This is a genomic window from Nocardia sp. NPDC051052, assembly GCF_044456045.1.
In the GTDB taxonomy this organism is placed as follows: domain Bacteria; phylum Actinomycetota; class Actinomycetes; order Mycobacteriales; family Mycobacteriaceae; genus Nocardia.
This window is the reverse complement of record NZ_JBITFL010000007.1, coordinates 90,299-114,081: the sequence shown is the minus strand read 5'-3', so window position 1 is coordinate 114,081 and position 23,783 is coordinate 90,299. Positions and strand designations below refer to the sequence as shown.

Annotated in this window: 20 protein-coding genes; 16 read left to right on the top strand and 4 right to left on the bottom strand. The window is 67.3% G+C overall.

Annotated features, from left to right (window positions below; all coding sequences use genetic code 11):
- Positions 1-107 precede the first annotated feature (107 nt).
- The 5 genes from ACIBCN_RS24870 (at position 108) to ACIBCN_RS24850 (ending at position 7,158) form a co-directional block, all read left to right on the top strand.
- Entirely contained in the window at positions 108-2,708 is a 2,601-nt protein-coding gene (locus tag ACIBCN_RS24870; protein WP_396994047.1) for a bifunctional FO biosynthesis protein CofGH, read from the top strand.
- 193 nt (positions 2,709-2,901) lie between these two features.
- Positions 2,902-3,225 carry a ferredoxin gene (fdxA, locus tag ACIBCN_RS24865; RefSeq protein ID WP_396994046.1) on the top strand — a complete coding sequence of 108 codons (324 nt, stop codon included), beginning with the start codon at positions 2,902-2,904 and terminating at the stop codon, positions 3,223-3,225.
- A gap of 7 nt (positions 3,226-3,232) precedes the next feature.
- Positions 3,233-4,411, top strand: a complete 1,179-nt coding sequence (gene dapC / locus ACIBCN_RS24860) for a succinyldiaminopimelate transaminase (RefSeq protein WP_396994045.1) — start codon at positions 3,233-3,235, stop codon at positions 4,409-4,411.
- A gap of 151 nt (positions 4,412-4,562) precedes the next feature.
- Positions 4,563-6,197, top strand: coding sequence for an L-glutamate gamma-semialdehyde dehydrogenase (gene pruA, locus ACIBCN_RS24855; protein ID WP_396994044.1), 1,635 nt, complete (start codon positions 4,563-4,565; stop codon positions 6,195-6,197).
- 4 nt (positions 6,198-6,201) lie between these two features.
- Complete coding sequence (locus ACIBCN_RS24850; protein ID WP_396994043.1) at positions 6,202-7,158, top strand: proline dehydrogenase family protein; 957 nt, start codon at positions 6,202-6,204, stop codon at positions 7,156-7,158.
- Positions 7,159-7,164: 6 nt separating this feature from the next.
- Here the strand turns inward: ACIBCN_RS24850 and ACIBCN_RS24845 are convergent, their stop codons facing one another.
- Entirely contained in the window at positions 7,165-8,049 is an 885-nt protein-coding gene (locus ACIBCN_RS24845) for an oxygenase MpaB family protein (protein ID WP_396994377.1), read from the bottom strand.
- 166 nt (positions 8,050-8,215) lie between these two features.
- Between ACIBCN_RS24845 and ACIBCN_RS24840 the strand changes: the two genes are divergently transcribed.
- Positions 8,216-8,848 (top strand): TetR/AcrR family transcriptional regulator, encoded by a 633-nt coding sequence (locus ACIBCN_RS24840; RefSeq protein WP_396994042.1) that lies wholly within the window; start codon positions 8,216-8,218, stop codon positions 8,846-8,848.
- Positions 8,849-8,857: 9 nt separating this feature from the next.
- Here the strand turns inward: ACIBCN_RS24840 and ACIBCN_RS24835 are convergent, their stop codons facing one another.
- Positions 8,858-9,571 carry a hypothetical protein gene (locus tag ACIBCN_RS24835; protein WP_396994041.1) on the bottom strand — a complete coding sequence of 238 codons (714 nt, stop codon included), beginning with the start codon at positions 9,569-9,571 and terminating at the stop codon, positions 8,858-8,860.
- A 98-nt stretch (positions 9,572-9,669) separates the two neighbouring features.
- The gene (locus ACIBCN_RS24830; RefSeq protein WP_396994040.1) at positions 9,670-10,524 is read right to left on the bottom strand and encodes an oxygenase MpaB family protein; all 855 of its coding nucleotides are present in this window, start codon (positions 10,522-10,524) and stop codon (positions 9,670-9,672) included.
- Between the two features lie 147 nt (positions 10,525-10,671).
- On the opposite strand from ACIBCN_RS24830, the gene ACIBCN_RS24825 reads away from it, so the two are divergent.
- Positions 10,672-12,099, top strand: a complete 1,428-nt coding sequence (locus ACIBCN_RS24825) for an acyl-CoA synthetase (protein ID WP_396994039.1) — start codon at positions 10,672-10,674, stop codon at positions 12,097-12,099.
- A 53-nt stretch (positions 12,100-12,152) separates the two neighbouring features.
- On the opposite strand, the gene dapD is transcribed toward ACIBCN_RS24825, so the two are convergent.
- Complete coding sequence (dapD, locus tag ACIBCN_RS24820; RefSeq protein WP_396994038.1) at positions 12,153-13,100, bottom strand: 2,3,4,5-tetrahydropyridine-2,6-dicarboxylate N-succinyltransferase; 948 nt, start codon at positions 13,098-13,100, stop codon at positions 12,153-12,155.
- A gap of 336 nt (positions 13,101-13,436) precedes the next feature.
- On the opposite strand from dapD, the gene dapE reads away from it, so the two are divergent.
- The 9 genes from dapE (at position 13,437) to ACIBCN_RS24775 (ending at position 23,731) form a co-directional block, all read left to right on the top strand.
- Complete coding sequence (gene dapE, locus ACIBCN_RS24815) at positions 13,437-14,540, top strand: succinyl-diaminopimelate desuccinylase (protein WP_396994037.1); 1,104 nt, start codon at positions 13,437-13,439, stop codon at positions 14,538-14,540.
- 147 nt (positions 14,541-14,687) lie between these two features.
- Positions 14,688-15,497, top strand: coding sequence for a TIGR00730 family Rossman fold protein (locus ACIBCN_RS24810; RefSeq protein ID WP_396994036.1), 810 nt, complete (start codon positions 14,688-14,690; stop codon positions 15,495-15,497).
- A complete protein-coding gene (locus ACIBCN_RS24805) occupies positions 15,491-16,039 on the top strand; it encodes a TIGR00730 family Rossman fold protein (RefSeq protein ID WP_396994035.1) in 549 nt (182 codons plus the stop codon). Before ACIBCN_RS24810 ends, ACIBCN_RS24805 begins: the two co-directional genes overlap by 7 nt.
- A 33-nt stretch (positions 16,040-16,072) precedes the next feature.
- Positions 16,073-17,842 carry a long-chain-acyl-CoA synthetase gene (locus tag ACIBCN_RS24800; RefSeq protein WP_396994034.1) on the top strand — a complete coding sequence of 590 codons (1,770 nt, stop codon included), beginning with the start codon at positions 16,073-16,075 and terminating at the stop codon, positions 17,840-17,842.
- A 74-nt stretch (positions 17,843-17,916) separates the two neighbouring features.
- Complete coding sequence (gene folP, locus ACIBCN_RS24795; RefSeq protein ID WP_396994033.1) at positions 17,917-18,801, top strand: dihydropteroate synthase; 885 nt, start codon at positions 17,917-17,919, stop codon at positions 18,799-18,801.
- On the top strand, positions 18,798-19,751 hold the full coding sequence (locus ACIBCN_RS24790) for a glucosyl-3-phosphoglycerate synthase (RefSeq protein ID WP_396994032.1): 954 nt from the start codon (positions 18,798-18,800) through the stop codon (positions 19,749-19,751). Before folP ends, ACIBCN_RS24790 begins: the two co-directional genes overlap by 4 nt.
- 202 nt (positions 19,752-19,953) lie before the next feature.
- Positions 19,954-20,487 (top strand): (2Fe-2S)-binding protein, encoded by a 534-nt coding sequence (locus tag ACIBCN_RS24785; RefSeq protein ID WP_396994030.1) that lies wholly within the window; start codon positions 19,954-19,956, stop codon positions 20,485-20,487.
- Entirely contained in the window at positions 20,484-21,491 is a 1,008-nt protein-coding gene (locus ACIBCN_RS24780; RefSeq protein WP_396994029.1) for an FAD binding domain-containing protein, read from the top strand. Before ACIBCN_RS24785 ends, ACIBCN_RS24780 begins: the two co-directional genes overlap by 4 nt.
- Positions 21,488-23,731, top strand: a complete 2,244-nt coding sequence (locus tag ACIBCN_RS24775; RefSeq protein WP_396994028.1) for a xanthine dehydrogenase family protein molybdopterin-binding subunit — start codon at positions 21,488-21,490, stop codon at positions 23,729-23,731. Before ACIBCN_RS24780 ends, ACIBCN_RS24775 begins: the two co-directional genes overlap by 4 nt.
- The last annotated feature ends 52 nt before the right edge of the window (positions 23,732-23,783 follow it).

Below are 23,783 nucleotides of genomic sequence, written 5' to 3'. Positions count from 1 at the left end.
CGCTGTTACCGGGTTCCGTGGTGGTCGCGGCGTCCCTGGCCTGGTGGGTTCCGGTCGCTACGCTCACTCATCAGCATCGGAAGGAGACAGGTCCGGATGGTTAGCGCATGATCGAGGACGTGAGTGAACTGCCGAACCCGAGCATTCCTGCCGCACCCCCTGCTCCCTCGGCCATGCGCCGGGCGCTGCGACGAGCCCGTGACGGTGTCACGCTGAATGTGGACGAGGCCGCGGTACTGCTGCACGCGACCGGTGACGACCTGAAAGATCTGAGTCGCAGCGCCGCCAGAGTGCGCGACGCGGGGCTGGAATCGGCCGGACGGCCGAAGACCATCAGCTACTCGCGCAACGTCTTCATCCCGCTGACCCGGCTCTGTCGTGACAAATGCCACTACTGCACCTTCGTGACGGTGCCTGGCAAGCTGCGCGCCGAGGGCAAGGGCATGTTCCTGGAACCCGACGAGGTTCTGGACATCGCCCGCCGCGGTGCCGCGCTCGGCTGCAAGGAAGCCCTGTTCACGCTCGGCGACCGCCCGGAGGATCGCTGGCCAGAGGCCGCGCAGTGGCTCGACGAGCGCGGCTACGACTCCACCCTGGACTACCTGCGCGCCGTCTCGATCATGGTGCTGGAGGAGACCGGCCTGCTGCCGCACCTGAATCCCGGTGTGATGTCGTGGGAGGAGATCTCCCGGCTCAAACCGGTCGCGCAGTCGATGGGCATGATGCTGGAGACCACCGCGACCCGTCTTTTCACCGAGAAGGGCGCTTGCCACTACGGCAGCCCGGACAAGGACCCCGCGGTCCGGCTGCGCGCGATCACCGACGCGGGCAGGCTATCGGTGCCCTACACCACCGGCCTGCTGGTCGGCATCGGCGAGACGCTGGCCGAACGCGCCGAGTCGATCATGGCGATTCGCAAGCAGCACAAGGCTTTCGGGCACATTCAGGAAGTGATCATCCAGAACTTCCGGGCCAAGGACGACACCGCCATGCGCGATGTCCCGGACGCGGGTATCGAGGAGTTCCTGGCCACCATCGCGGTGACCAGGCTGCTGCTCGGCCCGGACGTGCCGGTGCAGGCGCCGCCGAACCTGGTGTCGCTCGAGGACTGCCTGGCGCTGATCGATGCGGGCATCGATGACTGGGGTGGCGTGTCGCCGGTGACGGTGGATCACGTGAACCCGGAACGGCCGTGGCCGAACCTGGACACGCTGCGCGAGATCACCGAAACGGCCGGATACCAGCTGGTCGAGCGGACCTCCGCGCACCCGAAGTACGTGCGTGCGGGCAGCCCGTGGATCGACCCGCGGATCGGCGTGCACGTCGCCGCGCTCAGCGACCCGGTCACCGGCCTGGCGAACCCGGACGCGATGCCGGTCGGCCTGCCCTGGCAGGAACCGGACCAGTCCTGGGAATCCGCCGGACGCGTCGACCTCAACACCGCCATCGACACCGAGGGCCGCAACACCGAAAGCCGCAGCGACTCCGCGATCGGCCAGGATGTGGTCGGCGCCTTCGGCGATTGGGACACCATCCGCGAACAGGCTCGCGATCTCGCGGTCGTCGCGCCGGAGCGCCTCGATTCCGAGGTGCTCGCCGCGCTGAAGGCCGCCGAGCGCGACCCGGCCGCCCTCTCCGACGCCGAATACCTGGCGTTGGCCACCGCCGACGGCGCGAACCTGGAGGCCGTGGCCGCGCTGGCCGATCAGCTGCGCCGCGACACCGTCGGTGACGATGTCACCTACGTGGTGAACCGGAATATCAACTTCACCAACATCTGCTACACCGGCTGCCGTTTCTGCGCGTTCGCGCAGCGCAAGGGCGACGCCGACGCGTTCACGCTGAGCATGGACGAGGTCGCCGACCGCGCCTGGGAGGCGCACGTCGACGGCGCCACCGAGGTCTGTATGCAGGGCGGCATCGACCCGGACCTGCCGGTCACCGGCTACGCCGACATCGTGCGGGCGGTGAAACGGCGGGTGCCGTCCATGCACGTGCACGCCTTCAGCCCGATGGAGATCGTCAACGGCGCCTCGCGCGGCGGGCAGAGCATTCGGGACTGGCTGGTCGCGCTGAAGGAGGCGGGCCTGGACACCATCCCCGGCACCGCCGCCGAGATCCTCGACGACGAGGTGCGCTGGGTGCTCACCAAGGGCAAACTGCCCACCTCGGCGTGGATCGAGGTGATCACCACCGCGCATCAGATCGGCCTTCGCTCCAGCTCGACCATGATGTACGGGCACGTGGACAACCCGAAGCACTGGGTCGGTCACCTGCGCGTGCTGCGCGGAATCCAGGACGAGACAGGCGGTTTCACCGAATTCGTGCTGCTGCCGTTCGTGCATCAGAGCGCGCCGCTGTACCTGGCAGGCGCCGCGCGACCGGGTCCGACGAACCGGGACAACCGGGCCGCGCACGCGCTGTCGCGGATCATGCTGCACGGGCGGATCGACAACATCCAGACCAGCTGGGTGAAGCTCGGCACCGTCGGCACCAGGGTGATGCTCACCAGCGGCGCCAATGACGTGGGCGGCACGCTGATGGAAGAGACCATCTCCCGGATGGCCGGATCGCAGCACGGCTCGGCCAAGACCGTCGCGGAGCTGGTGGACATCGCCGCGGGCATCGGCCGTCCGGCCCGCGAACGGACCACCACGTACGGCGTTCCGCAGCACAAGGTTTCGGCGCTACCACTCACGGTCGGGTAACGGCGTAGGCTTCCGGCATAGGTCGGCCGATGACGGAAGGCGGGGCGGGTTCGGCGATAGTTCCGCACCTCGATAGTGGCGTGCGGAACATCTGAAGTTAGGCAAGGCTGACCCGGAGTAGCGTGGGGTGTCCGGATAGGGTTTCGCTGGGCGGACTATCCCCGCAAGGTGAGGACAGACTAGGAGAACGGCAGTGCCGTACATCATCGCTGAACCGTGCGTTGACGTGAAGGACAAGGCATGCATCGAGGAATGCCCCGTGGACTGCATCTACGAGGGTGGTCGCATGCTGTACATCCATCCCGACGAGTGCGTGGACTGTGGTGCGTGTGAACCGGTGTGCCCGGTGGAGGCGATCTTCTACGAAGACGACACCCCGGACCAGTGGAGCGGGTACGTGAACGCCAACATCGACTTCTTCAACGAGCTCGGTTCGCCGGGCGGTGCCACGAAGGTCGGTCAGGTCGACCACGACCCGCCGTTCATCAAGGAACTGCCCCCGATGGCGAGCGAGTAGCTCTGCCGTGTCCGTCCGTGGCCGGGTCAGCAGTCTGCTCCCCGATTTTCCCTGGGACACCATCGCTTCGGTGAAGGCGAAGGCGGCGACGCATCCCGGCGGGATCGTCGACCTGTCCGTCGGCACCCCGGTGGACCCCGTCGATCCGCTCATCCGCGCGGCCTTGAGTTCGGCGTCCGCCGTGCCCGGTTACCCGGCCACCCACGGCACGCCCGAGCTCCGCGCGGCCGCGGTCGACGCGCTCAAGCGGCGCTACGGGATCACCGGACTCGACCCGGCGGCGGTGCTGCCCGCGATCGGTACCAAGGAATTGATCGCGGGACTGCCCAGGCTGCTCGGGCTCGGCGCGGACGACCTGGTCGTCATCCCCGAGGTGGCCTACCCGACCTACGAGGTCGGTGCGTTGCTCGCGGGAGCGCAGGTCGCGCGCGCCGACGGGCTCACCCAGCTCGGCCCGCGCACACCCGTCCTGATGTTCGTGAACTCCCCGTCGAATCCGACCGGGCGGGTGCTCGGCGTCGATCATCTGCGCAAGGTCGTCGAATTCGCGCGCGAACGCGACGTGATCATCGCCTCCGACGAGTGCTACCTCGGCCTCACCTGGACTGAATCGTCTGGTCGCTCCGCAGGCTCCGCTCCCGGCGGCGCCCCCTCGATTCTCGACCCCGAGGTCAGCGACGGCGACCACACGAACCTGCTTGCCGTGCACTCGCTTTCGAAGACCTCCAACCTGGCCGGCTACCGGGCGGGCTTCGTCGCGGGCGACCCCGCCCTGGTCGCCGAGCTCCTCGAGGTACGCAAGCACGCAGGCATGATGGTGCCGTTTCCCATCCAGGCCGCGATGACCGCCGCGCTCAGCGACGACACGCACGAGGCGCAACAGCGCGAGCGCTACCGGATCCGCCGCGAGGTGCTGCGAAAAGCCTTGGAGCAAGCCGGTTTCCGCATCGACCACTCCGAAGCGGGTCTCTACCTCTGGTCCACTCGCGGCGAACCGTGCCGCACCACCCTGGACTGGCTAGCCGACCGCGGCATCCTCGCCGCCCCCGGCGACTTCTACGGACCCACCGGCACCGAACACGTCCGCATCGCGCTCACCGCCACCGATGAACGCATCGCCGCCGCCGCCGCACGACTGGCTCGCCCGCCTCTCCGGGAATTCAGGCCAGATCTAGGTGCGGAGTAGATGGCGTTGGCGACCGGCGGATTTCGTGTTGGTGCGTCAGCCCGTTCCCGGTGAGTTACCCATGTATTCGCGAAATCAGTCGGTACGCTGGGAAAACTCAGCTGAACGTGTCGTGCGCCGCGTCCAATGTGTAGTGGCGTTTAATTGATGTATGGACGCTGTCACGGTTGTTCCTGTTCCAGAAAACGAGCCCGTGCACTCCTATACACCGGGCAGTCGCGAGCGGGAGCTGCTGGTTGCCAAGCTGGCCGAGATCGCCGCGGACACCGTCGAGGTGCCGCTGGTGATCGGCGGTAAACATCGGCCGGGGATCGGGGAACGGCACAGTATCGTCGCGCCGCATCGGCACAGCCAGGTGCTGGGGACCTATACCGATACCACGCATTCCGAGGCGCAGGGGGCGATCGACGCGGCGCTGGCGGCGGCGCCGGGATGGCGGACGTTGCCGTTCGACGAGCGGGCCGCGGTGTTCTTGCGAGCCGCTGATTTGCTGGCCGGGCCGTGGCGGGAAACGGTGGCCGCGGCGACCATGCTCGGGCAGTCGAAGTCGGCACAGCAGGCGGAGATCGATGCGCCGTGCGAGCTGATCGACTTCTGGCGGTTCAATGTGGCGTTCGCGCGCGACATCATGGCGCAGCAGCCGGAGTCGAGTGCGGGGGTGTGGAACCGGCTCGAGTATCGGCCGCTGGAGGGGTTCGTCTACGCGATCACGCCGTTCAACTTCACCGCTATCGCCGGGAATCTGCCGACCGCGCCGGCGCTGATGGGCAACACGGTGGTGTGGAAGCCGTCGCCGACGCAGACGCTGTCGGCGTTCTACACGATGCGGTTGCTGGAGGCGGCGGGGCTGCCGCCGGGTGTGATCAATATGGTGACCGGTGACGGTGCCGACCTGTCCGAGGTGGCGCTGGCCGATCCGCGGCTGGCCGGGATCCATTTCACCGGCTCTACCAAGACTTTTCAGCACCTGTGGCAGCAGGTCGGCGCGAATATCGGCCGGTATCAAGGTTATCCGCGATTGGTTGGCGAGACCGGTGGTAAGGACTTCATCGTCGCGCACCCGTCGGCCGACCCGGATGCGTTGCGGACCGCGCTGATTCGAGGTGCCTACGAGTATCAGGGACAGAAATGTTCGTCGGCCTCGCGTGCGTACATCGCGCGTTCCGTGTGGTGCAAGATGGGCGACGAATTCTTGCACCACACCGCGGAGCTGACCTACGGCGACGTGACCGACCTGTCCAATTTCGGTGGTGCACTGATCGATCAGCGTGCCTTCGACAAGAACGCCGCCGCGATTCGGCGCGCCAGGGAGGCCGGGATCACCATTCCGGTCGGCGGCACCTATGACGACAGCGAGGGCTTTTTCGTGCGGCCGACGGTGTTGCTGTCGGACGATCCGCACGACGAGTCCTTTGCTACCGAGTATTTCGGGCCGATTCTGTCGGTGCACGTCTACGACGATGCCGAACCCGGCTCGTACCCGGCGATATTGGCCGAGGTCGACTCGGCGGCACCGTACGCGTTGACCGGGGCGGTGTTCGCGCAGGATCGCCGGGCGATCGAACAGGCAGGCGCGGCACTGCGATTCGCGGCGGGCAACTTCTACGTCAACGACAAGCCGACCGGTGCGGTGGTCGGCCAGCAGCCGTTCGGCGGCGCCCGCGCGTCCGGTACCGACGACAAGGCGGGGTCCCCGCTCAATCTGCTGCGCTGGGTCTCCGCACGCACGATCAAGGAAACCTTCGTGCCACCCACCGATTACCGCTACCCGCACATGGGCGAGTGACCCGGTGAATCCGCTGCGTCCCCTCATCCTCGCGGCGGCCGACTCGCCGCGGCTGAAACGCGCGCTCACCGGCATTCCGGTCACCGCCGACATCGTGCGGCGGTTCGTGGCAGGGGAGGCCCGGAGCGACCTCATCGAGGTCGCACAGACACTGCTGAACAGCGGGCGGATGGTCAGCGTGGATGTCCTCGGCGAGAACACCACCGACCGGAGCCAGGCCGACGCCACCGTGGCCGAATACCTTTCGCTGATCAACGATTTGGCCGCGCTGGACCGTCCGGAACTGCCTGGCATCGACGCCCCACCCGTCGAGGTGTCGGTGAAGCTGTCCGCGCTCGGCCAGGCCTTGCCGGTGGACGGACCCGCGATCGCCACCGACAACCTGCGCATCCTGTGCACCAAGGCGGCCCAGGCCGACGTCTGGGTGACCGTCGACGCCGAAGACCACACCACCACCGATGCCACGCTGGCCACGGTCCGCGAGCTGCGCGGTGAATTCCCTTGGCTCGGTGCGGTTCTGCAAGCCTACCTGCGTCGCACCGAGGCGGACTGCCGCGCGCTGTCCGGGCCGGACTCGCGAATCCGGTTGTGCAAGGGTGCTTATCGCGAGCCGCACGAGGTCGCTTTCCAGCGTGCGTCCGAGGTGACCGACTCCTATCTTCGCTGCCTCGAGGCGCTGATGCTCGGTGACGGCTATCCCATGGTGGCCTCGCACGACCCGGTGCCGATCGCCGATACCGAGGATCTCGCGGCGGAAAGTGGTCGTGGCCCTGAGCGGTTCGAGTACCAGATGCTGTACGGCATCCGGGAGGCCGAGCAACTACGGTTGGCCGCGGCAGGCAGGGCGGTGCGGGTCTACGTGCCCTATGGCAGCCAGTGGTACGGCTATCTCACCAGGCGACTGGCGGAGCGGCCCGCCAATCTCGCGTTCTTCCTGCGTGCGCTGGTCAGCAAGTCCTGAAAGTCGCTACACCAGTTGCTTTCCCAAGCGCATCCGTCTGCGCAGGTCGAACAGGTAGAAGTTCATCGGAAACATCCGCGCCTGCTTGGGTAGCCGGTTATGTACCGCCGAGATCGTCCGCAGCATGCGGTCGAATTGGCGTTGATCATTCTCGGTCCAGGTCAGGTGCATCTCGTCGCGCAGGTGCTGCGGCAGCAGGCCGGCGACAATGAAGCGTTGCAACCTGGCGAAGGTAACCTGCACCGGACGCGGCATCATCTTGAGGTCGATGATGTCGTTGAAGTAGTCCCGCAGCTCGGGCTCGATGCCACGCAGCGCCAGGTTCTCATCCCAATATTGCTGGAACGCACCGAGGTCGGCAGGCCACATCTCCTCGCGCATCTGCAGGGTGGTGCCGAATCGGGCGCTGTACTGATAGAAGGCCTCGGCGCGCTCGGGATCCATCGGCCCATGCATGCGGGTATACATGTCCGCGAAGCCCCAGTACAGGCATGCCGCCACCCACAGCTGGAGCTTGGGATCGAAAGCGTTGTACTTGACCGGGCTCTTCGGCCCGGAATGAACCGGGCGATGGGACCGGTTGACCGCTTCGCGGTAGGTTTCGCGCTCGTGGTCGGTACCCATCATGGCGACCGCGATATAGGTCAGCGTGGTACGCAGCCGCTTGATCGGGTGCAACGTGACCTTGCCACTGTCCACGCTGCTTTCCAGCACGCCGCGTCCGACGGGGCGCAGGCTCAGCTGCATGATGACATTGGCGGTACCGCCCAGAAAGGCCGCGATTCCGTCCATATGGTCCGCCATGAGCTCCGGGGTGAATGGTTGCGCGGCGGGGTTCCCGGCTTGGACCGAATCCGGTTCGTATGCGGCGGAGTGCAGCGGTGCGGTCATCATCGACCTCGTCTTTCTGTGTCCATCCGCTCCCCGATGAGCGGACGGTGAGAAGGTTGCACTCTCACCTTCTCATTGCCTCCGAAGGCTGTCAATGGGACTCGGCCCTGACATTATGCGATGCTGCTTTTATCATCCTTTCGTCCGCCCGGATATGGTGGGAGCCATGGCGAGGCTGACCAAACTGCTGCCGTTGATCCGAAGCACGGGTCCGGAAGACGGCAATCAGGCGCGCGTGCTCGACGCCGCGCTGCTGGCGTTCCTGGACTTCGGCATCAAGCGCACCAGCATGATCGAGGTGGCCCGGCGCTGCGGACTCTCCCTCGCCACGCTGTATCGCCGCTTCGCCAGCAAGTCCGATCTGATCGAGGCGCTCGGGCTGCGGCAGACCCGCGAGTTCGTCGAGCAGGTCGACGCCGCCCTGCAGCGGCAAGTCGATCGCGACGCGGGCGCGGAAGAACAGATCGTCGAGCTTTTCGCGGCGTTCATCACTGGGTTGCGCGACAATAAGCTGCTGCATCGGCTATTGGCGACCGAACCTGAACTGGTCCTGCCGTATCTCACCATCAAGGCGGCGCCGGTGCTCGAGCTCGGCCGGGACTATCTGGCCGAATTCATCGCGCGGCTGCAACAAGAGGGCAAGCTGGCCGCCTACGACCCGGAGCCGCTCGCGGAGATGATCGCGCGCACCGCGTTATCGCTGGCGTTGACGCCGCAGACCGTCATTCCGCTCGGTGACGAGGTGGCCATCCGGCGGTTCGCGCGCGATCACATCGTGGTGTCGTTCCGGGTGCCCTGACTGAGTTTTTCAGTGGCCGGTGATGAGTTCGAGGGTGGCCAGCGGGAGCGCCCCGAGGATGTCGAGGGTCTGCTCGGTCGCGGTGCCGTGCGTGTGCGCCGCCACCGCGAAGCCGGGGCCGTAGGAGGCCGAGGCGACGTCGGGCTCGCCGAAATCCGACCAGCCCCACTTGGTTCCGACGACGAACGGCACACGTGCGGTGCCCCAATCCTGTTCGGTGCCGTCGGTGGCGTTCTCGCCTGCTTCGGCCATCCATTCGAGGATCGGGGAGTTGGGGTCGGTGCGTAGTTTGGCATCCAGGAAATCGGTCAGGTCCGCGGTGCTGGTGTAGGCGGCGCCCCAACCGCCCGCGGCGTGGGTGTCGGCCAGGTGGTATTCCGCCGCAACGGATTTGAGTGCTTGCGGATACTTGGACTCCATCGTGGTCGCCGCGCCGTCGTCGGAGTAGCGGATCATGCGTTCGGCGAGGTCGCGGTCCGCGCGGGAGCCGTCGCCGTGCCGCAGGGCGTAGTCGGCGAGATAGAGCTTCGTCAGCGACAGGCTGGTGCGCGACTCGTGTTCGTTCGCGGTGCTCCAGTGCGCGCCGAGGGTGGAGCGGATGGAGATCGCGGTGCGTGGCGGGACCACCGCGGGGTCGGGTGGTTCGGCGCCGGCGGTCGGCGAGAAGAGTGCGCAGTAGGTTGCCGCGGCGGCGGCCGCGGTGGCAACAGTCCGATAGCCCATCGTTTCCTCCTGGCTCGGCCCCCTGGGTGCACTTCGAGATAACACCGCTCAATGCCGAACAGGTGCCCGCGACACGCAGTTGCTGATCAATTGCCCAGTCAGACGAGCGGCAGGCCGAGGCGGCGGCGCAGGCGCAGGTCGAGCAGGTAGGCGTTGACCGGGAACAGGCGTGCCTGGCGGGGCAGCCAGGTCTGGGTGGTGCCGACGATGCGCAGGATGCGGCCGAGGGCGCGGTCGTCGCGTGCGGTCCAGGTGAAGCCCATCTCGTCACGCAGGTGTGCGGGGAGCAGGCCCGCGACGACGAAGCGGTGCGGGCGGGCGAAGGCGAGCTGGACCGGCCTGGGCAGCATCTTCAGATCGATCAAGTCGTTGAAGTAGTCGCGGATCGGCGGGTCGATCGTGGTGGCGGCGAGATGGGTGTCCCAGTACGCGGCGAAGGCCTGCCGATCGGCGGGCCACATGTCCTGGCGCACCTGCAGGGTGGTGCCGAGGCGGGCGCTGTAGCGATAGAAGGCGTCGGCGGTCGGCTCGTCCATCGGGCCGTGCATGCGCTCGTACAGATCCTTCGCGCCCCAGTAAAGGCAAGCGGCAACCCATAATTGGAGGTTCGGATCGAAGGCGTTGTAGCGCACCGGACTCGACGCGGTCGAACGCACCGGGCGATGCGACCGATTTACCGCGTCGCGGTACTCGGCGCGCTCGGCGTCGGTGCCGAGCATGGCGACTGCGAGGTAGGTGACCGTGGTGCGCAACCGTTTGACCGGGTGCAGGGTGACCTTTCCGCTGTCGACGGTGCTCTCCAGCACGCCGTAGCCGACCGGGCGGGTGCTGAGCTGCATGATGACGTTCGCGGCGCCGCCGAGCAGGCCTGCGATGCCGTCGATGAACTGGGTGATGTCGATATCGTCCGGCAGTTCGGTCTCGTGCGTCGGTGCGCGAAGTGGCCTGGTCATCGTTGACCCCTGTCTCATTGAGAAGGCTATGCGTGAACTGTCTCATCACCTCATGGAGTGTGTCAACGGTCACATCGAAGGTTCATTCACCCGTGATCGGCCGAGGTATCGGGGGCGCGGTGGGCCGGGCGAAGTAGGTTTGGGCGCATGTCATTCGGTACGCCGCTGCTGCTCAGTTCCCTGAATCCGCTCGCCGTCGCAGGCGGCGCGGATATTCCGGATGCCGTCACCATCGACGGGGTGACGCTCTCGCGCAGTGACCTGCTCGGGGCCGCGACCTCGGTCGCCGAGCGCGTTTCCAGGGCCGAGCGGGTCGCGGTGCTGGCCAAGCCGACGGTGCGCACGGTGCTCGCGGTGGTCGGGTGCCTGATCGCCGGGGTGACCGTTGTTCCGGTGCCGCCGGATTCGGGCACCGCCGAGCTGGCGCACATGCTGGCCGATTCCGGCGCCCAGGCCTGGCTCGGCGAGGCGCCTGCGGGCAGCGAGCTGCCGGTGGTGCCGGTACGGGTGCACGCCAGGTCGTGGCATACCTATCCCGAACCCGACGCTGCCGCAACCGCTTTCGTCCTCTACACATCCGGGACGACCGGTTTGCCGAAAGGTGTTGTGCTCAGCCGCGGCGCGATCGCGGCCGGGTTGGACGCGCTCGCCGACGCGTGGGCCTGGACCGCGAACGATGTTCTGGTGCACGGGCTTCCGCTGTTCCACGTGCACGGCCTGATCCTCGGGGTGCTCGGCCCGCTGCGCGTAGGCAGCCCGCTGGTGCATACCGGCAAGCCGACACCGCAGGCGTACGCCGCCGCCCGCGGCACGCTGTATTTCGGGGTCCCGACCGTGTGGTCGCGGGTCGTCGAAGATCCGGACGCCGCAAAGCAATTGGCCGATGCGCGGCTGCTCGTGTCCGGCAGTGCGCCACTGCCCGTCCCGGTCTTCGAGCGGCTGCGCGAGCTCACCGGCCACGCGCCGATCGAGCGCTACGGCATGAGCGAAACCATGATCACCCTGTCCACCCGTGCCGACGGTGAGCGCCGCCCCGGTTGGGTCGGCACCCCGGTGCGCGGCGTCCAGACCAGGCTGCGCGACGAATCGGGTGCCGACGTCGCGCACGACGGCGAAAGCATCGGCGGCCTCCAGGTTTCCGGCCCGATGCTCTTCGACGGCTACCTCAATCGCCCGGACGCCACCGCCGAGAGCTGGACCGAGGACGGCTGGTTCAAAACCGGCGACGTCGCCGCCATCGACCCAGCAGGCTTCCACCGCATCGTCGGCCGCGAATCGGTAGACCTCATCAAATCCGGCGGCTACCGCATCGGCGCGGGCGAAGTGGAAACCGCCCTCCTCGGCCACCCTGCCGTCGCCGAAACCGCCGTCGTCGGCCTCCCCGACCCCGACCTGGGCCAACGCATCGTCGCCTTCGTCGTATTACGCGGCCCCGCACCGGCTTCCATCGAACAAGAGCTGATCACCCACGTAGCCGAACAACTCTCGACCCACAAACGCCCCCGCGAGATCCGCATCGTCGAATCGCTCCCACGCAACGCCATGGGCAAGGTCCAAAAGAAGCGCCTCACCTGACCTACCCCGGGCGCGCGAAGGCGCAGTTCAGTCGATTCCCGACGGGCCGGGGGTCAGTCGTTGGCGTGCAGGGCGGCGTTGAGTTCGATGCCGGTTCCCTTGCGGGGCACCACCTCTACCGCTCCGGAAAGGGAGTTGCGGCGGAACAGGAGGTTGTTCTGGCCGCTGAATTCGGCGGCCTTGGCGACGGTGCCGTCGGGGGTGCTGACCTTGGTGCCCGCGGTCAGGTAGAGGCCCGCTTCTACGACACAGTCGTCGCCGAGGGGGATGCCGACGCCCGCGTTGGCGCCGAGCAGTGAGCGCTCGCCGATGGAGATGACGGTGGTGCCGCCGCCGGAGAGGGTGCCCATGATGGAGGCGCCGCCGCCGACGTCGGAGCCGTCGCCGACCACCACGCCGGCCGAGATGCGGCCCTCGACCATGGAGTTGCCCAGGGTGCCCGCGTTGAAGTTCACGAAGCCCTCGTGCATGACGGTGGTGCCGGAGGCGAGGTGCGCGCCGAGGCGGACCCGGTCGGCGTCGCCGATGCGCACGCCGGAGGGGATGACATAGTCGACCATCCGCGGGAACTTGTCGACGCTGTACACGGTCACCGGGCCGCGGGCGCGCAGCTTGACGCGGGTGGTCTCGAAGCCCTCCACCGCCGCCGGGCCGTGATTGGTCCACACCACATTGCTGAGCAGCCCGAACTGGCCGTCCAGGTTCACCCCGTGCGGGCGGACCAGCCGATGCGAGAGCAGATGCAGCCGCAGGTACACGTCGTGCGCGTCGACCGGGGCGGCGGACAGGTCGGCGATGGTGGTGCGCACCGCGACCACATCGACCCCACGCGCCGCATCGAAGCCGAGCAGCGCCGCGAACTCCGCGGGCGCGTCATCCAGCCGCTTGGTCCCCGTCTCGGCGAACTCGCCGAGCTCCGGACTCGGGTACCAGGTGTCCAGCACGGTCCCGTCCGCGGTCACATTGGCAATACCGACTGCTGCTGCTCCCTGAATACTCACGTCAACAGAGATTACCGACCCATCGCCCCAAGTGGTGAGCCCGCTCCGCCGATGTGTCCCACCGCACGGGACCTGCGGACGCGCCGCGCGCTGATCGCGTCACGCGCACGGTATCGCTGGCTGTGTTGTGCGCGGCGGGTCAAGTCATGCGCGGCTGCGCTGAACGCGGTTCTCGTGCTGTGGTGCGCGCTGGTTGGCTGCGGAGTGAATAACAGCTGTGCGAGGGGGGCGGCGCGCTGATTCGTGTCGCGCGCACGGAATCGCTGGCTGTGTTGTGCGCGGCGGGCGGAGGTGTGCGCGCGGTGCTTCGGCGGGGGACGGTCGTAGGGTAGGGGCGTGACTCTTGACCTGCGTGCTGACCCGATTACGTTGACCGCCGCGCTTGTCGATATTCCGAGTGTTTCGCGCGACGAGCTGGCGATCACCGACCTCGTCGAGCGGGCGCTGCGGGAGCAGACGAGCGGGTTCGAGGTGGTGCGGCACGGGAATGTGGTGCTGGCGCGGACGAATCGGGGGTTGCCGAGCCGGGTGGTGCTGGCGGGGCATTTGGATACCGTGCCGATCGCCGACAACGTGCCCGGCCATTTCACCGAGAACGAGGCGGGGGAACGGGTGTTCTACGGGTGCGGGTCGGTGGATATGAAGTCCGGCGACGCGGTGTTCCTGCACCTGGCCGCGACGGTGGCCGAACCGGTGCACGACCTGACGCTGATCTTCTATGACTGCGAGGAGATCGCGTCGGAGTTCAACGGGCTCGGCACCATCGAACGCGAGCTGCCGGAGTGGCTCGCGGGCGATCTGGCGGTGCTCGGCGAACCGTCCGGCGGCTGGATCGAGGCGGGTTGCCAAGGGACGCTGCGCGTTCGGCTGTCCACCGCCGGAACGCGCGCGCATTCGGCACGAGCCTGGTTGGGCGACAACGCGATTCACCGCTTGGCGCCGGTCCTGCAGCGGTTGGCCGACTATCGGGCCCGCGAGGTCGACATCGATGGCTGCGGCTATCGCGAGGGTCTGTCCGCGGTGCGGGCCGCAGGCGGGGTGGCCGGCAACGTGGTGCCCGACGCGGCCGAGGTGGACGTGAACTTCCGCTTCGCCCCGGACCGCACGGTCGACCAAGCCATCGAGCACGTCCGCGAGGTGTTCGCGGACCTCGAGCTGACCTTCGAGGTGACCGACTCCGCGCCCGGCGCGCTACCCGGCCTGACCGCCCCGGCCGCCAAGGACCTGGTCGCCTCAGTGAACAGCCATGGCGGCGGCGGGGTGCGCGCCAAATACGGCTGGACCGATGTCGCCCGCTTCGCCGCCCGCGGCATCCCCGCCGTGAACTTCGGCCCCGGCGACCCCAACCTGGCCCACAAGCGCGAGGAGCACGTCCCCGTCGACCAGATCACCGCCGTCACCGCCATGCTGCGCAACTATCTGACGGGCTCGACCACCTGAGGTCCTCGACTGATTTCGTGAACACCTGGGTAACTCATCGGGCACGGGCCAACCCGGCCGCCACATAACCGCCGGTCGCCAACGTCGCTGGTGTGGCCCGTAAATCTGGCCTGAATACGCGGCGAGCGGATGAGCTAGCGTGGTCGCATGTCCACCGACGCCGCTGACCGCGAGGTTGCCAACACGCAGAAGTCGACAGCCAAGTTTCGCGGGCCGATCATGCTCCGCCGGGACCGCAAGGATGGGACCGGCACTGCCGACCGGAATTTGCTGGACAGGCGCGGCGACACCGATTGGGTACACACCGACCCGTGGCGCGTGCTGCGCATCCAAGCCGAGTTCGTCGAGGGTTTCGGCGCGCTCGCCGAGGTGCCGCGCGCGGTCACCGTTTTCGGGTCGGCGCGCACGGGTCCGGATCATCCCGAGTACCAGGCGGGGCTGGCGATCGGCGCGGCGCTGGCCAAGGCCGGTTTCGCGGTGATCACCGGCGGCGGCCCCGGCGCGATGGAGGCCGCCAACCGCGGCGCGTGCGAGGCGGGCGGCTATTCGATCGGCCTCGGCATCGAGCTGCCGTTCGAGCAGAGCCTCAACGACTGGGTCGACCTCGGCATCAACTTCCGCTACTTCTTCGTCCGCAAGACGATGTTCGTGAAGTATTCGGAGGCGTTCATCTGCCTGCCCGGCGGCTTCGGCACCCTGGACGAGCTGTTCGAGGCGCTCACCCTGGTGCAGACCCGCAAGATCACCCGCTTCCCGATCATCCTGTTCGGCAGCAGATATTGGTCCGGCCTGGTCGATTGGCTGCGCGATTCGCTCGGTGGCTCCGGCAAGATCTCGCCCGGTGACCTCGACCTGATCCACGTCACCGACAGCGTGGAGGAGGTCGTGCAGATCATTCTCGCCAGCGCGGAGGGCAACGGCGCCGACGACGCGCTCGGCACAGAGGACCAGTGGTGAGCGACCAGCCCTACGCCGTCTGTGTCTACTGTTCGGCAAGCACCGCCGACCCCACCTACCTTGCGTTGGCCGCTCAGGTCGGCACCGAGATCGCCCGGCGCGGTTGGCAATTGGTGTCCGGCGGCGGCAATGTCTCGATGATGGGCGAGGTGGCGACCGCGGCACGGGCCGACGGCGCGCACACCGTCGGGGTCATCCCGAAGCATCTGGTGCACCGTGAGGTCGCCGATGTCGATGCCGACGAATTGGTCGTCACCGACACCATGCGGCAGCGCAAACAGATCATGGAGGACCGCGCCGACGCCTTCCTCACCCTGCCCGGCGGCATCGGCACCCTCGAGGAGTTCTTCGAAACCTGGACCGGAGGCTATCTGGGACAGCACAATAAGCCGGTGGTGTTGTTGGACCCGAATGGCTTCTACCGAGGTCTTTTGCAGTGGCTCGACGAACTCTACGACCGTAAGTTCGTGCCCCGATCCGCCATGGACCGCATCACCGTGGTCACTGATCTTTCGTCCGCCTTCGCTGCGCTGGAGGCGTGAGCAACACATTTTCCTGATGAGGAGAGCTACACAGTGAGTTTTGACGGCCGCTCGACGGTGAGCTTATTGGACCTGGCCAAGAACCTGCCCGCGATGGCACTCGACGTACCGGGCATGTTGCGTAACGCGGCAGGCATGGCTGTCAAGCCGGACGACAAATCCTCTGTCGGGCTGTACTTTCAGCGCGCCGCGCATCGTCATCCGGACCGCCCGTTCCTGCGCTTCGAGGGCACCGCCTACACCTATGGTGCGGCCAATGCCGAGGTGAACCGCTACGCGTCGGTGCTGGCCGCGCGCGGCGTGCAGCGCGGCACTGTGGTCGGCGTGCTGATGACCAACCGGCCCGAAACCCTGTTCACCGTACTGGCTTCGGTGAAACTCGGCGCCACCGTCGGCCTGCTCAATCATCACCAGCGTGACCAAGTGCTCGCGCACAGCTTCGGCCTGCTGAACAGCGTGCTGAACGTGGTCGGCGAGGAATGCGCGGAGGCGCTGGACTCACTGTCCGAGCCGCTCGCGAATGTGTTGCCCGCCAACGATTTGCAGGCCGCCGCGCAATCCGCCGACGCGACCGACCCGCCGGTGTGCGCGGAGATCACCGCCAAGGAACGCGCCTTCCTCATCTTCACCTCCGGCACCACGGGTCTGCCCAAGGCCAGCGTGATGACGCATCTGCGCTGGACCAAGAGCATGTCCGGCATCGGCGGCCTCGGAATTCGCTTGCGCGGCAACGACATCCTGTACTGCTGCCTGCCGCTGTACCACAACAACGCGCTCACCGTCGCGCTGTCGGCGGTGGTCGGCGCCGGCGCCACCTTCGCACTCGGCAGGCAGTTCTCCGTGTCCCGCTTCTGGGGCGAGGTGATCCGCGAGCAGGCAACGGGATTCATCTACATCGGTGAACTCTGCCGTTACCTGCTGAACCAGCCGGCGAAGCCGACCGACCGGCAGCACCAGGTCCGGCTCGCCGTCGGCAACGGATTGCGTCCGGAACTGTGGGACGAGTTCAAGAAGCGGTTCGGCATCAACCGAATCGTCGAGTTCTACAGCGCCAGCGAAGCCAACATCGCCTTCATCAACGCGTTCAGCGTCGACCGCACCGCGGGCTTCGGGCCGCTGCCGTACGCGGTGGTCGATTACGACGACGAGACCGGAAAAGTCAAGCGGGACAAGGATGGCCGGTTGCACCGGGTCGGCACCGGCGGTGTCGGGCTGCTGCTGTCCAAGGTCACCGACCGCTCACCGTTCGACGGCTATACCGACAAGGACGCCTCGGAGGCGAAGCTGGTCCGGGACGGCTTCGAGCAGGGCGACATCTGGTTCGACACCGGCGATCTCGTGCGCAACCAGGGCTGGCATCACATCGCGTTCGTGGACCGGCTCGGCGATACCTTCCGCTGGAAGGGCGAGAACGTCGCGACCACCGAGGTCGAGGGCGCGCTGACGCGCTCGCACGCGCTCTCCCAGGCGGTCGTCTACGGCGTAGATGTGCCGGGCGCCGACGGCAAGGCGGGCATGGCCGCGGTGACGCTGAGTCCGGATATCGAGTTCGACGGCAAGGCGCTCGCCGGCGAGGTCTACCAGCAGCTGCCCGGCTACGCCGTTCCGCTGTTCATCCGCGTGGTCAAGGAGCTGGAGCAGACGTCCACCTTCAAGAGCCGCAAGGTCGAGCTGCGCAAGCAGGGGTACGCCCCCGACGGCGACGGCAACCTGTACGTCCTGGCAGGGCGCTCCGACGGCTACGTCCCCGCCTATGACGACTATCCCGCCGAGGTAGCGGCAGGCCGCGCCCCGAAGAACTGAGTTGAACGGCCGCTGTCGCACCTGAGTCCGGCCTGAATACCCGGGGTGGGGTAACCGCTAGCTACAGTCAGAGGATGTTCAGTACCACCGCAACGCCGCTTCCTACGTTGTGCGGCAAGCCGGTGGCGACCGATCGGGCGCTGGTGATGGCGATCGTGAATCGCACCCCCGATTCGTTCTATGACAAAGGAGCCACCTTTACCGACGCGGCGGCCATGGCGGCCGTTGCCCGTGCGGTGGACGAGGGCGCGGATCTGGTCGATATCGGCGGCGTGAAGGCGGGCCCTGGTTCGCTGGTCGATGCCGCCGAGGAATCGCGCCGGGTGATCCCGTTCGTCGCGGCCATTCGCGCGAAATACCCGGAGCTATTGATCAGCATCGACACCTGGCGGGCCGAGGTGGCGCTGGCCGCGGTGCGAGCGGGCGCGGATCTGATCAACGACACCTGGTCCGGCGCCGACCCGGACCTGGTCGAGGTTGCCGCCGAACACGGTGTCGGAATCGTGTGCAGTCACACCGGCGGTGCGATCCCGCGCACCCGCCCGCATCGGGTCCGCTACGCCGACATCGTGGCCGAAGTGACCGATACCCTGGTGCGCGCGGCCGAAAACGCGGTCGCGGCGGGTGTGCGCGAGGATTCGATTGTGATCGATCCGACCCATGATTTCGGCAAGAACACTTATCACGGGCTCGAGTTGTTGCGCGGAGTGGACGTTCTTGTAAATACCGGGTGGCCAGTCCTGATGGCACTCAGCAACAAGGATTTCATCGGGGAGACTCTAGGTGTCGATCTTTCCGAACGGTTGGAGGGCACATTGGCAGCGACAGCATGGTCGGCAGCCGCCGGCGCCCGGCTCTTCCGCGTCCACGAGGTCGCCGCGACCCGGCGAGTGGTGGACATGATCGCCGCGATCCAAGGCATCCGGCCCCCAGCACGCACCCTGCGAGGTTTGGTATGAAATTTCACCACCCCCACAGCCGCGAAGACCGCCACGCGTGGGCGACGACAAATACCTGGGACAGCCCCCGCTGGTCGGTCGACGAACTCGTCGCCGCCAAGGACGGCCGCACCGTGTCGGTGGTGCTGCCCGCGCTGAACGAAGAAGACACCGTGGCCGACGTGGTGGCCAGCATCATGCCGCTGTTCGGCACGCTGGTCGACGAGCTGATCGTGCTCGATTCCGGCTCGACCGACGCCACCGCCGAACGGGCCCGTGCCGCGGGCGCCGAGGTGATCAGCCGTGAGCAGGCGGTGCCCGAGCTGGACCCGGTGCCGGGCAAGGGCGAGGTGCTGTGGCGCTCGCTGGCCGTCGCCAGTGGCGACCTGATCGCCTTCGTCGACTCCGACCTCATCGACCCGGATCCGGAATTCGTGCCGAAACTGCTCGGCCCGCTGCTCACCGTTGAGGCGATGCACCTGGTCAAGGCCTACTATCGCAGGCCACTGCGGCAGGGCGGCGCGGTGGACGCGCACGGCGGCGGCCGGGTCACCGAACTCGTCGCCCGCCCGCTGCTCGCCGCGTTGCGTCCCGAGCTCTCCCAGGTACTGCAACCGCTCGGCGGCGAATACGCGGGCACCCGTGAGCTGCTCACCTCGGTCCCGTTCGCGCCGGGCTACGGCGTGGAGATCGGGTTGCTGCTCGACACCTTCGACCGGCTCGGCCTGTCCGCGATCGGGCAGGTGAACCTGGGGGTGCGCACGCACCGCAATCGTCCGCTTGCCGATCTCGGCGTGATGAGCAGGCAGATCCTCGGCACCGTGCTCGGCCGCAGCGGCGTCCAGGACTCCGGGGCGGCGCTGACTCAATTCCCGCTGGTCGGCGATGCCTTCAGCGCGCACAGCACCGAGGTGTCGCTGGCCGATCGGCCGCCGATGAACACGCTGCGCCCCGAATGGGCGGCTGCCTGACCGATATCTCGACGCGCGAACCCGGGTGCCTGTGGCGCCCGGGTTCGTTGTTTTTGTCGAAAACCATGGGCTGACAACGCATGCTCGCTGTTTGACGAGCGTGTTTGCTGACTGGACGCTAGAGTGTTGTTTGGTCTTACGTTCGCATTCTGTACTGCACGACGCCGCCCCCAATGCGCGCTCATGAGCAGGAGATACGCCGATGACTATTGGTGAGCTACCCAAGCAGGACACGAGGCAGCCAGAGTTTGCCGGTCCCGACTACACGCTGGCGACGCTGCGCGTGAATGGCCACGTTTTCCCGGTGGCGCTGGAACCCCGGGTGAGTCTGCTCGACGCCCTCCGCGAATACCTACGACTCACCGGCACCAAGAAGGGATGCGATCAAGGTGCGTGCGGCGCCTGCACGGTGTGGGTCGATGGTAAGCGCGAATTGTCCTGTCTCACCTTGGCATTGAGCGTCGAAGGGCGCGAGATCACCACGATCGAGGGCGTCGCGGAGGGGGAGGAGCTGCACCCGGTGCAGCGCGCGTTCATCAGCTGCGACGGCTTCCAGTGCGGGTATTGCACACCCGGACAGATCATGTCGGCGATCAAGTGCATCGAAGAGGGGCACACCGGCAGCGACGCGGAGATCGCCGAATGGATGAGCGGCAACATCTGCCGCTGCGCCGCCTACCAGAACATCAGGGACGCGATAAAGAGCGCGCGCGACGAGATGGGTGAGACCCGATGAAGCCCATCGCCTTTGCCCGCGCCGAGACGGTGGATCAGGCGCTCGCCGCCGTGACCGCCCGCCCGAATACCGTATTCCTCGCCGGCGGCACCACTTTGGTGGACATGCTGCGGATCGGCGCGATGGAACCGGACAACGTCGTCGATATCAACCGGCTGCCGCTCACCGACCTGGAGCACCGCCCGGACGGCGGCCTGCGCATCGGCGCGATGGTCCGGATGGGCGAGGTGGCCGCCGATCCCGGTGTCGTCGAACGCTTTCCGTTCCTGTCCATCGCCCTGTGGAAGGGTGCGTCCGCGCAGATCCGCAACATGGCCTCGATGGGCGGCAACCTGATGCAGCGGGTGCGCTGTCCGCAGTTCCGCGACGTCGCGTTCGCCTGCAACAAGCGCGCGCCGGGCAGCGGGTGCGGCGCGCACGAGGGACTGCATCGCGGCAATGCTGTATTGGGCACCAGCGAGCACTGTTTCGCCATGCACCCCTCCGACATGGCCATCCCGTTGACCGCACTCGACGCCGTGGTACACGTGCAGGGACCGCGCGGCACCAGGGCCATCGCCTTCGACGACTTCTTCCTGTTGCCCGGTGACACACCGCATCTCGAACATCCGATCACCGCCGACGAGCTCATCGTCGGCATCGACGTGCCGCCGTTGCCGTTCGCGGTGAACTCGCACTATCTGAAGGTGCGCGACCGCGAATCCTATGAGTTTGCCGCGGCGTCCGCGGCGGTGGCGCTGGATCTGGTGGACGGCGAGATCCGGGATGTCCGGGTCGGCCTCGGCGGCGTGGCGACCAAGCCGTGGCGCGCCAGGATGGCCGAGGCACTGCTGGTCGGCAAGCCCGCGACCAAGGAGAACTTCGCGGCGGCCGCCGCCACCGAGCTCGCCGCCGCGGACGGTCATCCGATGAACCAGTTCAAAGTCGAACTGGCACAACGGACCATGGTGCGCACCCTGGAGATCGTGACCGGGCAGATCGCGCAGCGGGGAGGCCGGAAATGAGCACACCTACCGTCCCCGAACTGGTCGGGCAGGGCCTCGATCGCATCGATGGGCACGCCAAGGTCACCGGCGCCGCCCGCTACACCGCCGAGATCCCGATGCCGAACGCCGCCTACGGTGTCATCGTCGGCGCCGAGATCGGCAACGGCACAGTGCGATCCATCGACGTCAGCCACGCGCTGCGTGCGGGGGCGGTCGCGGTGCTGACCCATGAGGATCTGCCGCGCGTCGCGCCGGTGCCGCTGTTGCCGTCCATGTTCGGTCAACCCGCGCCGGGGCAGAGCTTCTTTCCCATGCAGGACACCACTATTCACTACTTCGGTCAGCCGATCGCCGTCGTTGTCGCGGACACCTTCGAGGTCGCGCAGCAGGCCGCGCGCCTGGTCGAGGCCACCTATGACGCGCGGCCCGCGCTGGTGCGGCTGGACGACGGACGCGACGAGCAGTACTCGCCGGACAGCATCTTCGCGGGCCAGATCCCGGCGTCCCAGTCACGCGGCGACTTCGCGAGTGCGAGTAAGGCCGCCGCGCACACCGTGGACGCGACGTTCCGCTTCGCCGCCAACCACCACAATCCCATCGAATGCTCGGTCACCGCCGCGATGTGGAACGGGGATTCGGTCACCGTCTACGACGCCACCCAGGGCATCGTGGCCAGCCAGCTGACCATCGCGGCGCACCTCGGCATCTCACCGAGCAAGGTGCGCGTCGTCACCGACTATGTCGGCGGCGGGTTCGGCGGCAAAGCCATGATGTGGCCGCACGTGACGCTCGCCCCGCTGATCGCGCGGGAGCTGGGCAGGCCGATCCGGGTGATCCTGAATCGCGAGCAGATGTTCTACGGCACCGGATTACGCGAAGAGCAGGAGCAGCGCGTCACCCTGGTCTGCGACACCGAGGGCCGGTTCACCGGACTGCGTCACCACAAGCTTTCGGTCACTTCGCATTTCGATGATTGGGCGGAGCCGTCGCTGGAGGTGGCGAGCAAGGCCTACGGAATTCCGCACTGGGAGGGCCGGTATCGGCTGATCAAGGGCAACACGATGACGCCGACATTCATGCGCGGGCCCGGCGAGGCCTCCGGGATGATCGCGCTGGAATGCGCCATCGATGAGCTTGCCGAACAGCTCGGCGCGGACCCGGTGCAATTGCGGCTGCGCAACCATGCCGCCGTCGACCCGGAGAGCGGAAACCCGTGGAGCTCAGACGGTTACCCCGAATGCCTGCGGCTGGCGGCCGAGCGCTTCGGCTGGGACGCTCGTAACCAGCGCCCCGGATCGCATACCGACGGGAACTGGCTCATCGGCTGGGGCGTCGGCACGGCGGGCTACCCGGTGTACGAGCCGGGCCAACCGCAGCGAGCCCACGCCCGGTTGCGTTCGGACGGCTCGCTCGTCGTCCAAGCCGGTACCCAGGAGTTCGGCACCGGTGTCGCGACCGCCATGTCGCAGGTCGCCTGCGATGCCATGGGCATGCCGTTCGACCGCATCCGCTTCGAGATCGGCAATACCGACTACCCGAACGTCGCGGCCACCGTCGGCTCGATCGGCGCGAGCGCCGTCAGCTCTGCCGTGCATGTCACCTGCTCCCAGTTGCTCGCGCAGCTCATCGAGATCGCGGTCGCCGATATCGACTCACCACTGCGCGGCCGCACGCCCGACGAGATCGAAGGCGTCGAGGGGGTGCTGCGGCTGATCGACGATCCGTCGGTATGCGACGCCTACGCGGATGTGCTGGAGCGGAACCATCTTTCGGATATCGAAACGACCGGCAGCTGGCGGCCCGCCACGACCCCGGCGCCGTACGGGAAGATCAGCTTCGGCGCACAGTTCGCGGAGGTCGCCGTCGATCCCGAGCTGGGCATGATCCGGGTGCGCCGCATGGTCGGCGCCTTCGCCCCCGGCCGGGTGCTCAATGCCAAGCTGGCGCGCAGTCAGGTACTCGGCGGCATGAATTGGGGCCTGTCCCAAGCGCTGATGGAGGGCTCACTGCCCGATATTCGAGACGGCCGCTGGGCCAATGCGTCGCTGCTGGAGTATCTGCTGCCGGTCAACGCGGACGCTCCCGAGGTCGACATCTCGTTCGTGCCGGTCGATGACGCCGTGGTGAACCCGTTGGGTGTCAAGGGAATCGGTGAACTCGGCATGATCGGTGCCGCCGCGGCCATCGTCAACGCCGTGCATCACGCCACCGGCCGCCGGTTCCGCGACATCCCACTCCGCATCGAACATCTGTTGTGATCGTGCCTACGCAACAACAGATTTCGTAGGCGGGGGTAACCACCCGGGGAGC

Bases quoted from the DNA above. Each gene is read 5' to 3' on its own strand.
- ACIBCN_RS24870 (WP_396994047.1), top strand. From the start codon at position 108: ATGATCGAGGACGTGAGTGAACTGCCGAACCCGAGCATTCCTGCCGCA.
- pruA (WP_396994044.1), top strand. From the start codon at position 4,563: ATGGACGCTGTCACGGTTGTTCCTGTTCCAGAAAACGAGCCCGTGCAC.
- ACIBCN_RS24845 (WP_396994377.1), bottom strand. From the start codon at position 8,049: ATGACCGCACCGCTGCACTCCGCCGCATACGAACCGGATTCGGTCCAA.
- ACIBCN_RS24840 (WP_396994042.1), top strand. From the start codon at position 8,216: ATGGCGAGGCTGACCAAACTGCTGCCGTTGATCCGAAGCACGGGTCCG.
- ACIBCN_RS24835 (WP_396994041.1), bottom strand. From the start codon at position 9,571: ATGGGCTATCGGACTGTTGCCACCGCGGCCGCCGCCGCGGCAACCTAC.
- ACIBCN_RS24830 (WP_396994040.1), bottom strand. From the start codon at position 10,524: ATGACCAGGCCACTTCGCGCACCGACGCACGAGACCGAACTGCCGGAC.
- ACIBCN_RS24825 (WP_396994039.1), top strand. From the start codon at position 10,672: ATGTCATTCGGTACGCCGCTGCTGCTCAGTTCCCTGAATCCGCTCGCC.
- ACIBCN_RS24810 (WP_396994036.1), top strand. From the start codon at position 14,688: ATGTCCACCGACGCCGCTGACCGCGAGGTTGCCAACACGCAGAAGTCG.
- folP (WP_396994033.1), top strand. From the start codon at position 17,917: ATGTTCAGTACCACCGCAACGCCGCTTCCTACGTTGTGCGGCAAGCCG.
- ACIBCN_RS24790 (WP_396994032.1), top strand. From the start codon at position 18,798: ATGAAATTTCACCACCCCCACAGCCGCGAAGACCGCCACGCGTGGGCG.
- ACIBCN_RS24785 (WP_396994030.1), top strand. From the start codon at position 19,954: ATGACTATTGGTGAGCTACCCAAGCAGGACACGAGGCAGCCAGAGTTT.
- ACIBCN_RS24780 (WP_396994029.1), top strand. From the start codon at position 20,484: ATGAAGCCCATCGCCTTTGCCCGCGCCGAGACGGTGGATCAGGCGCTC.
- ACIBCN_RS24775 (WP_396994028.1), top strand. From the start codon at position 21,488: ATGAGCACACCTACCGTCCCCGAACTGGTCGGGCAGGGCCTCGATCGC.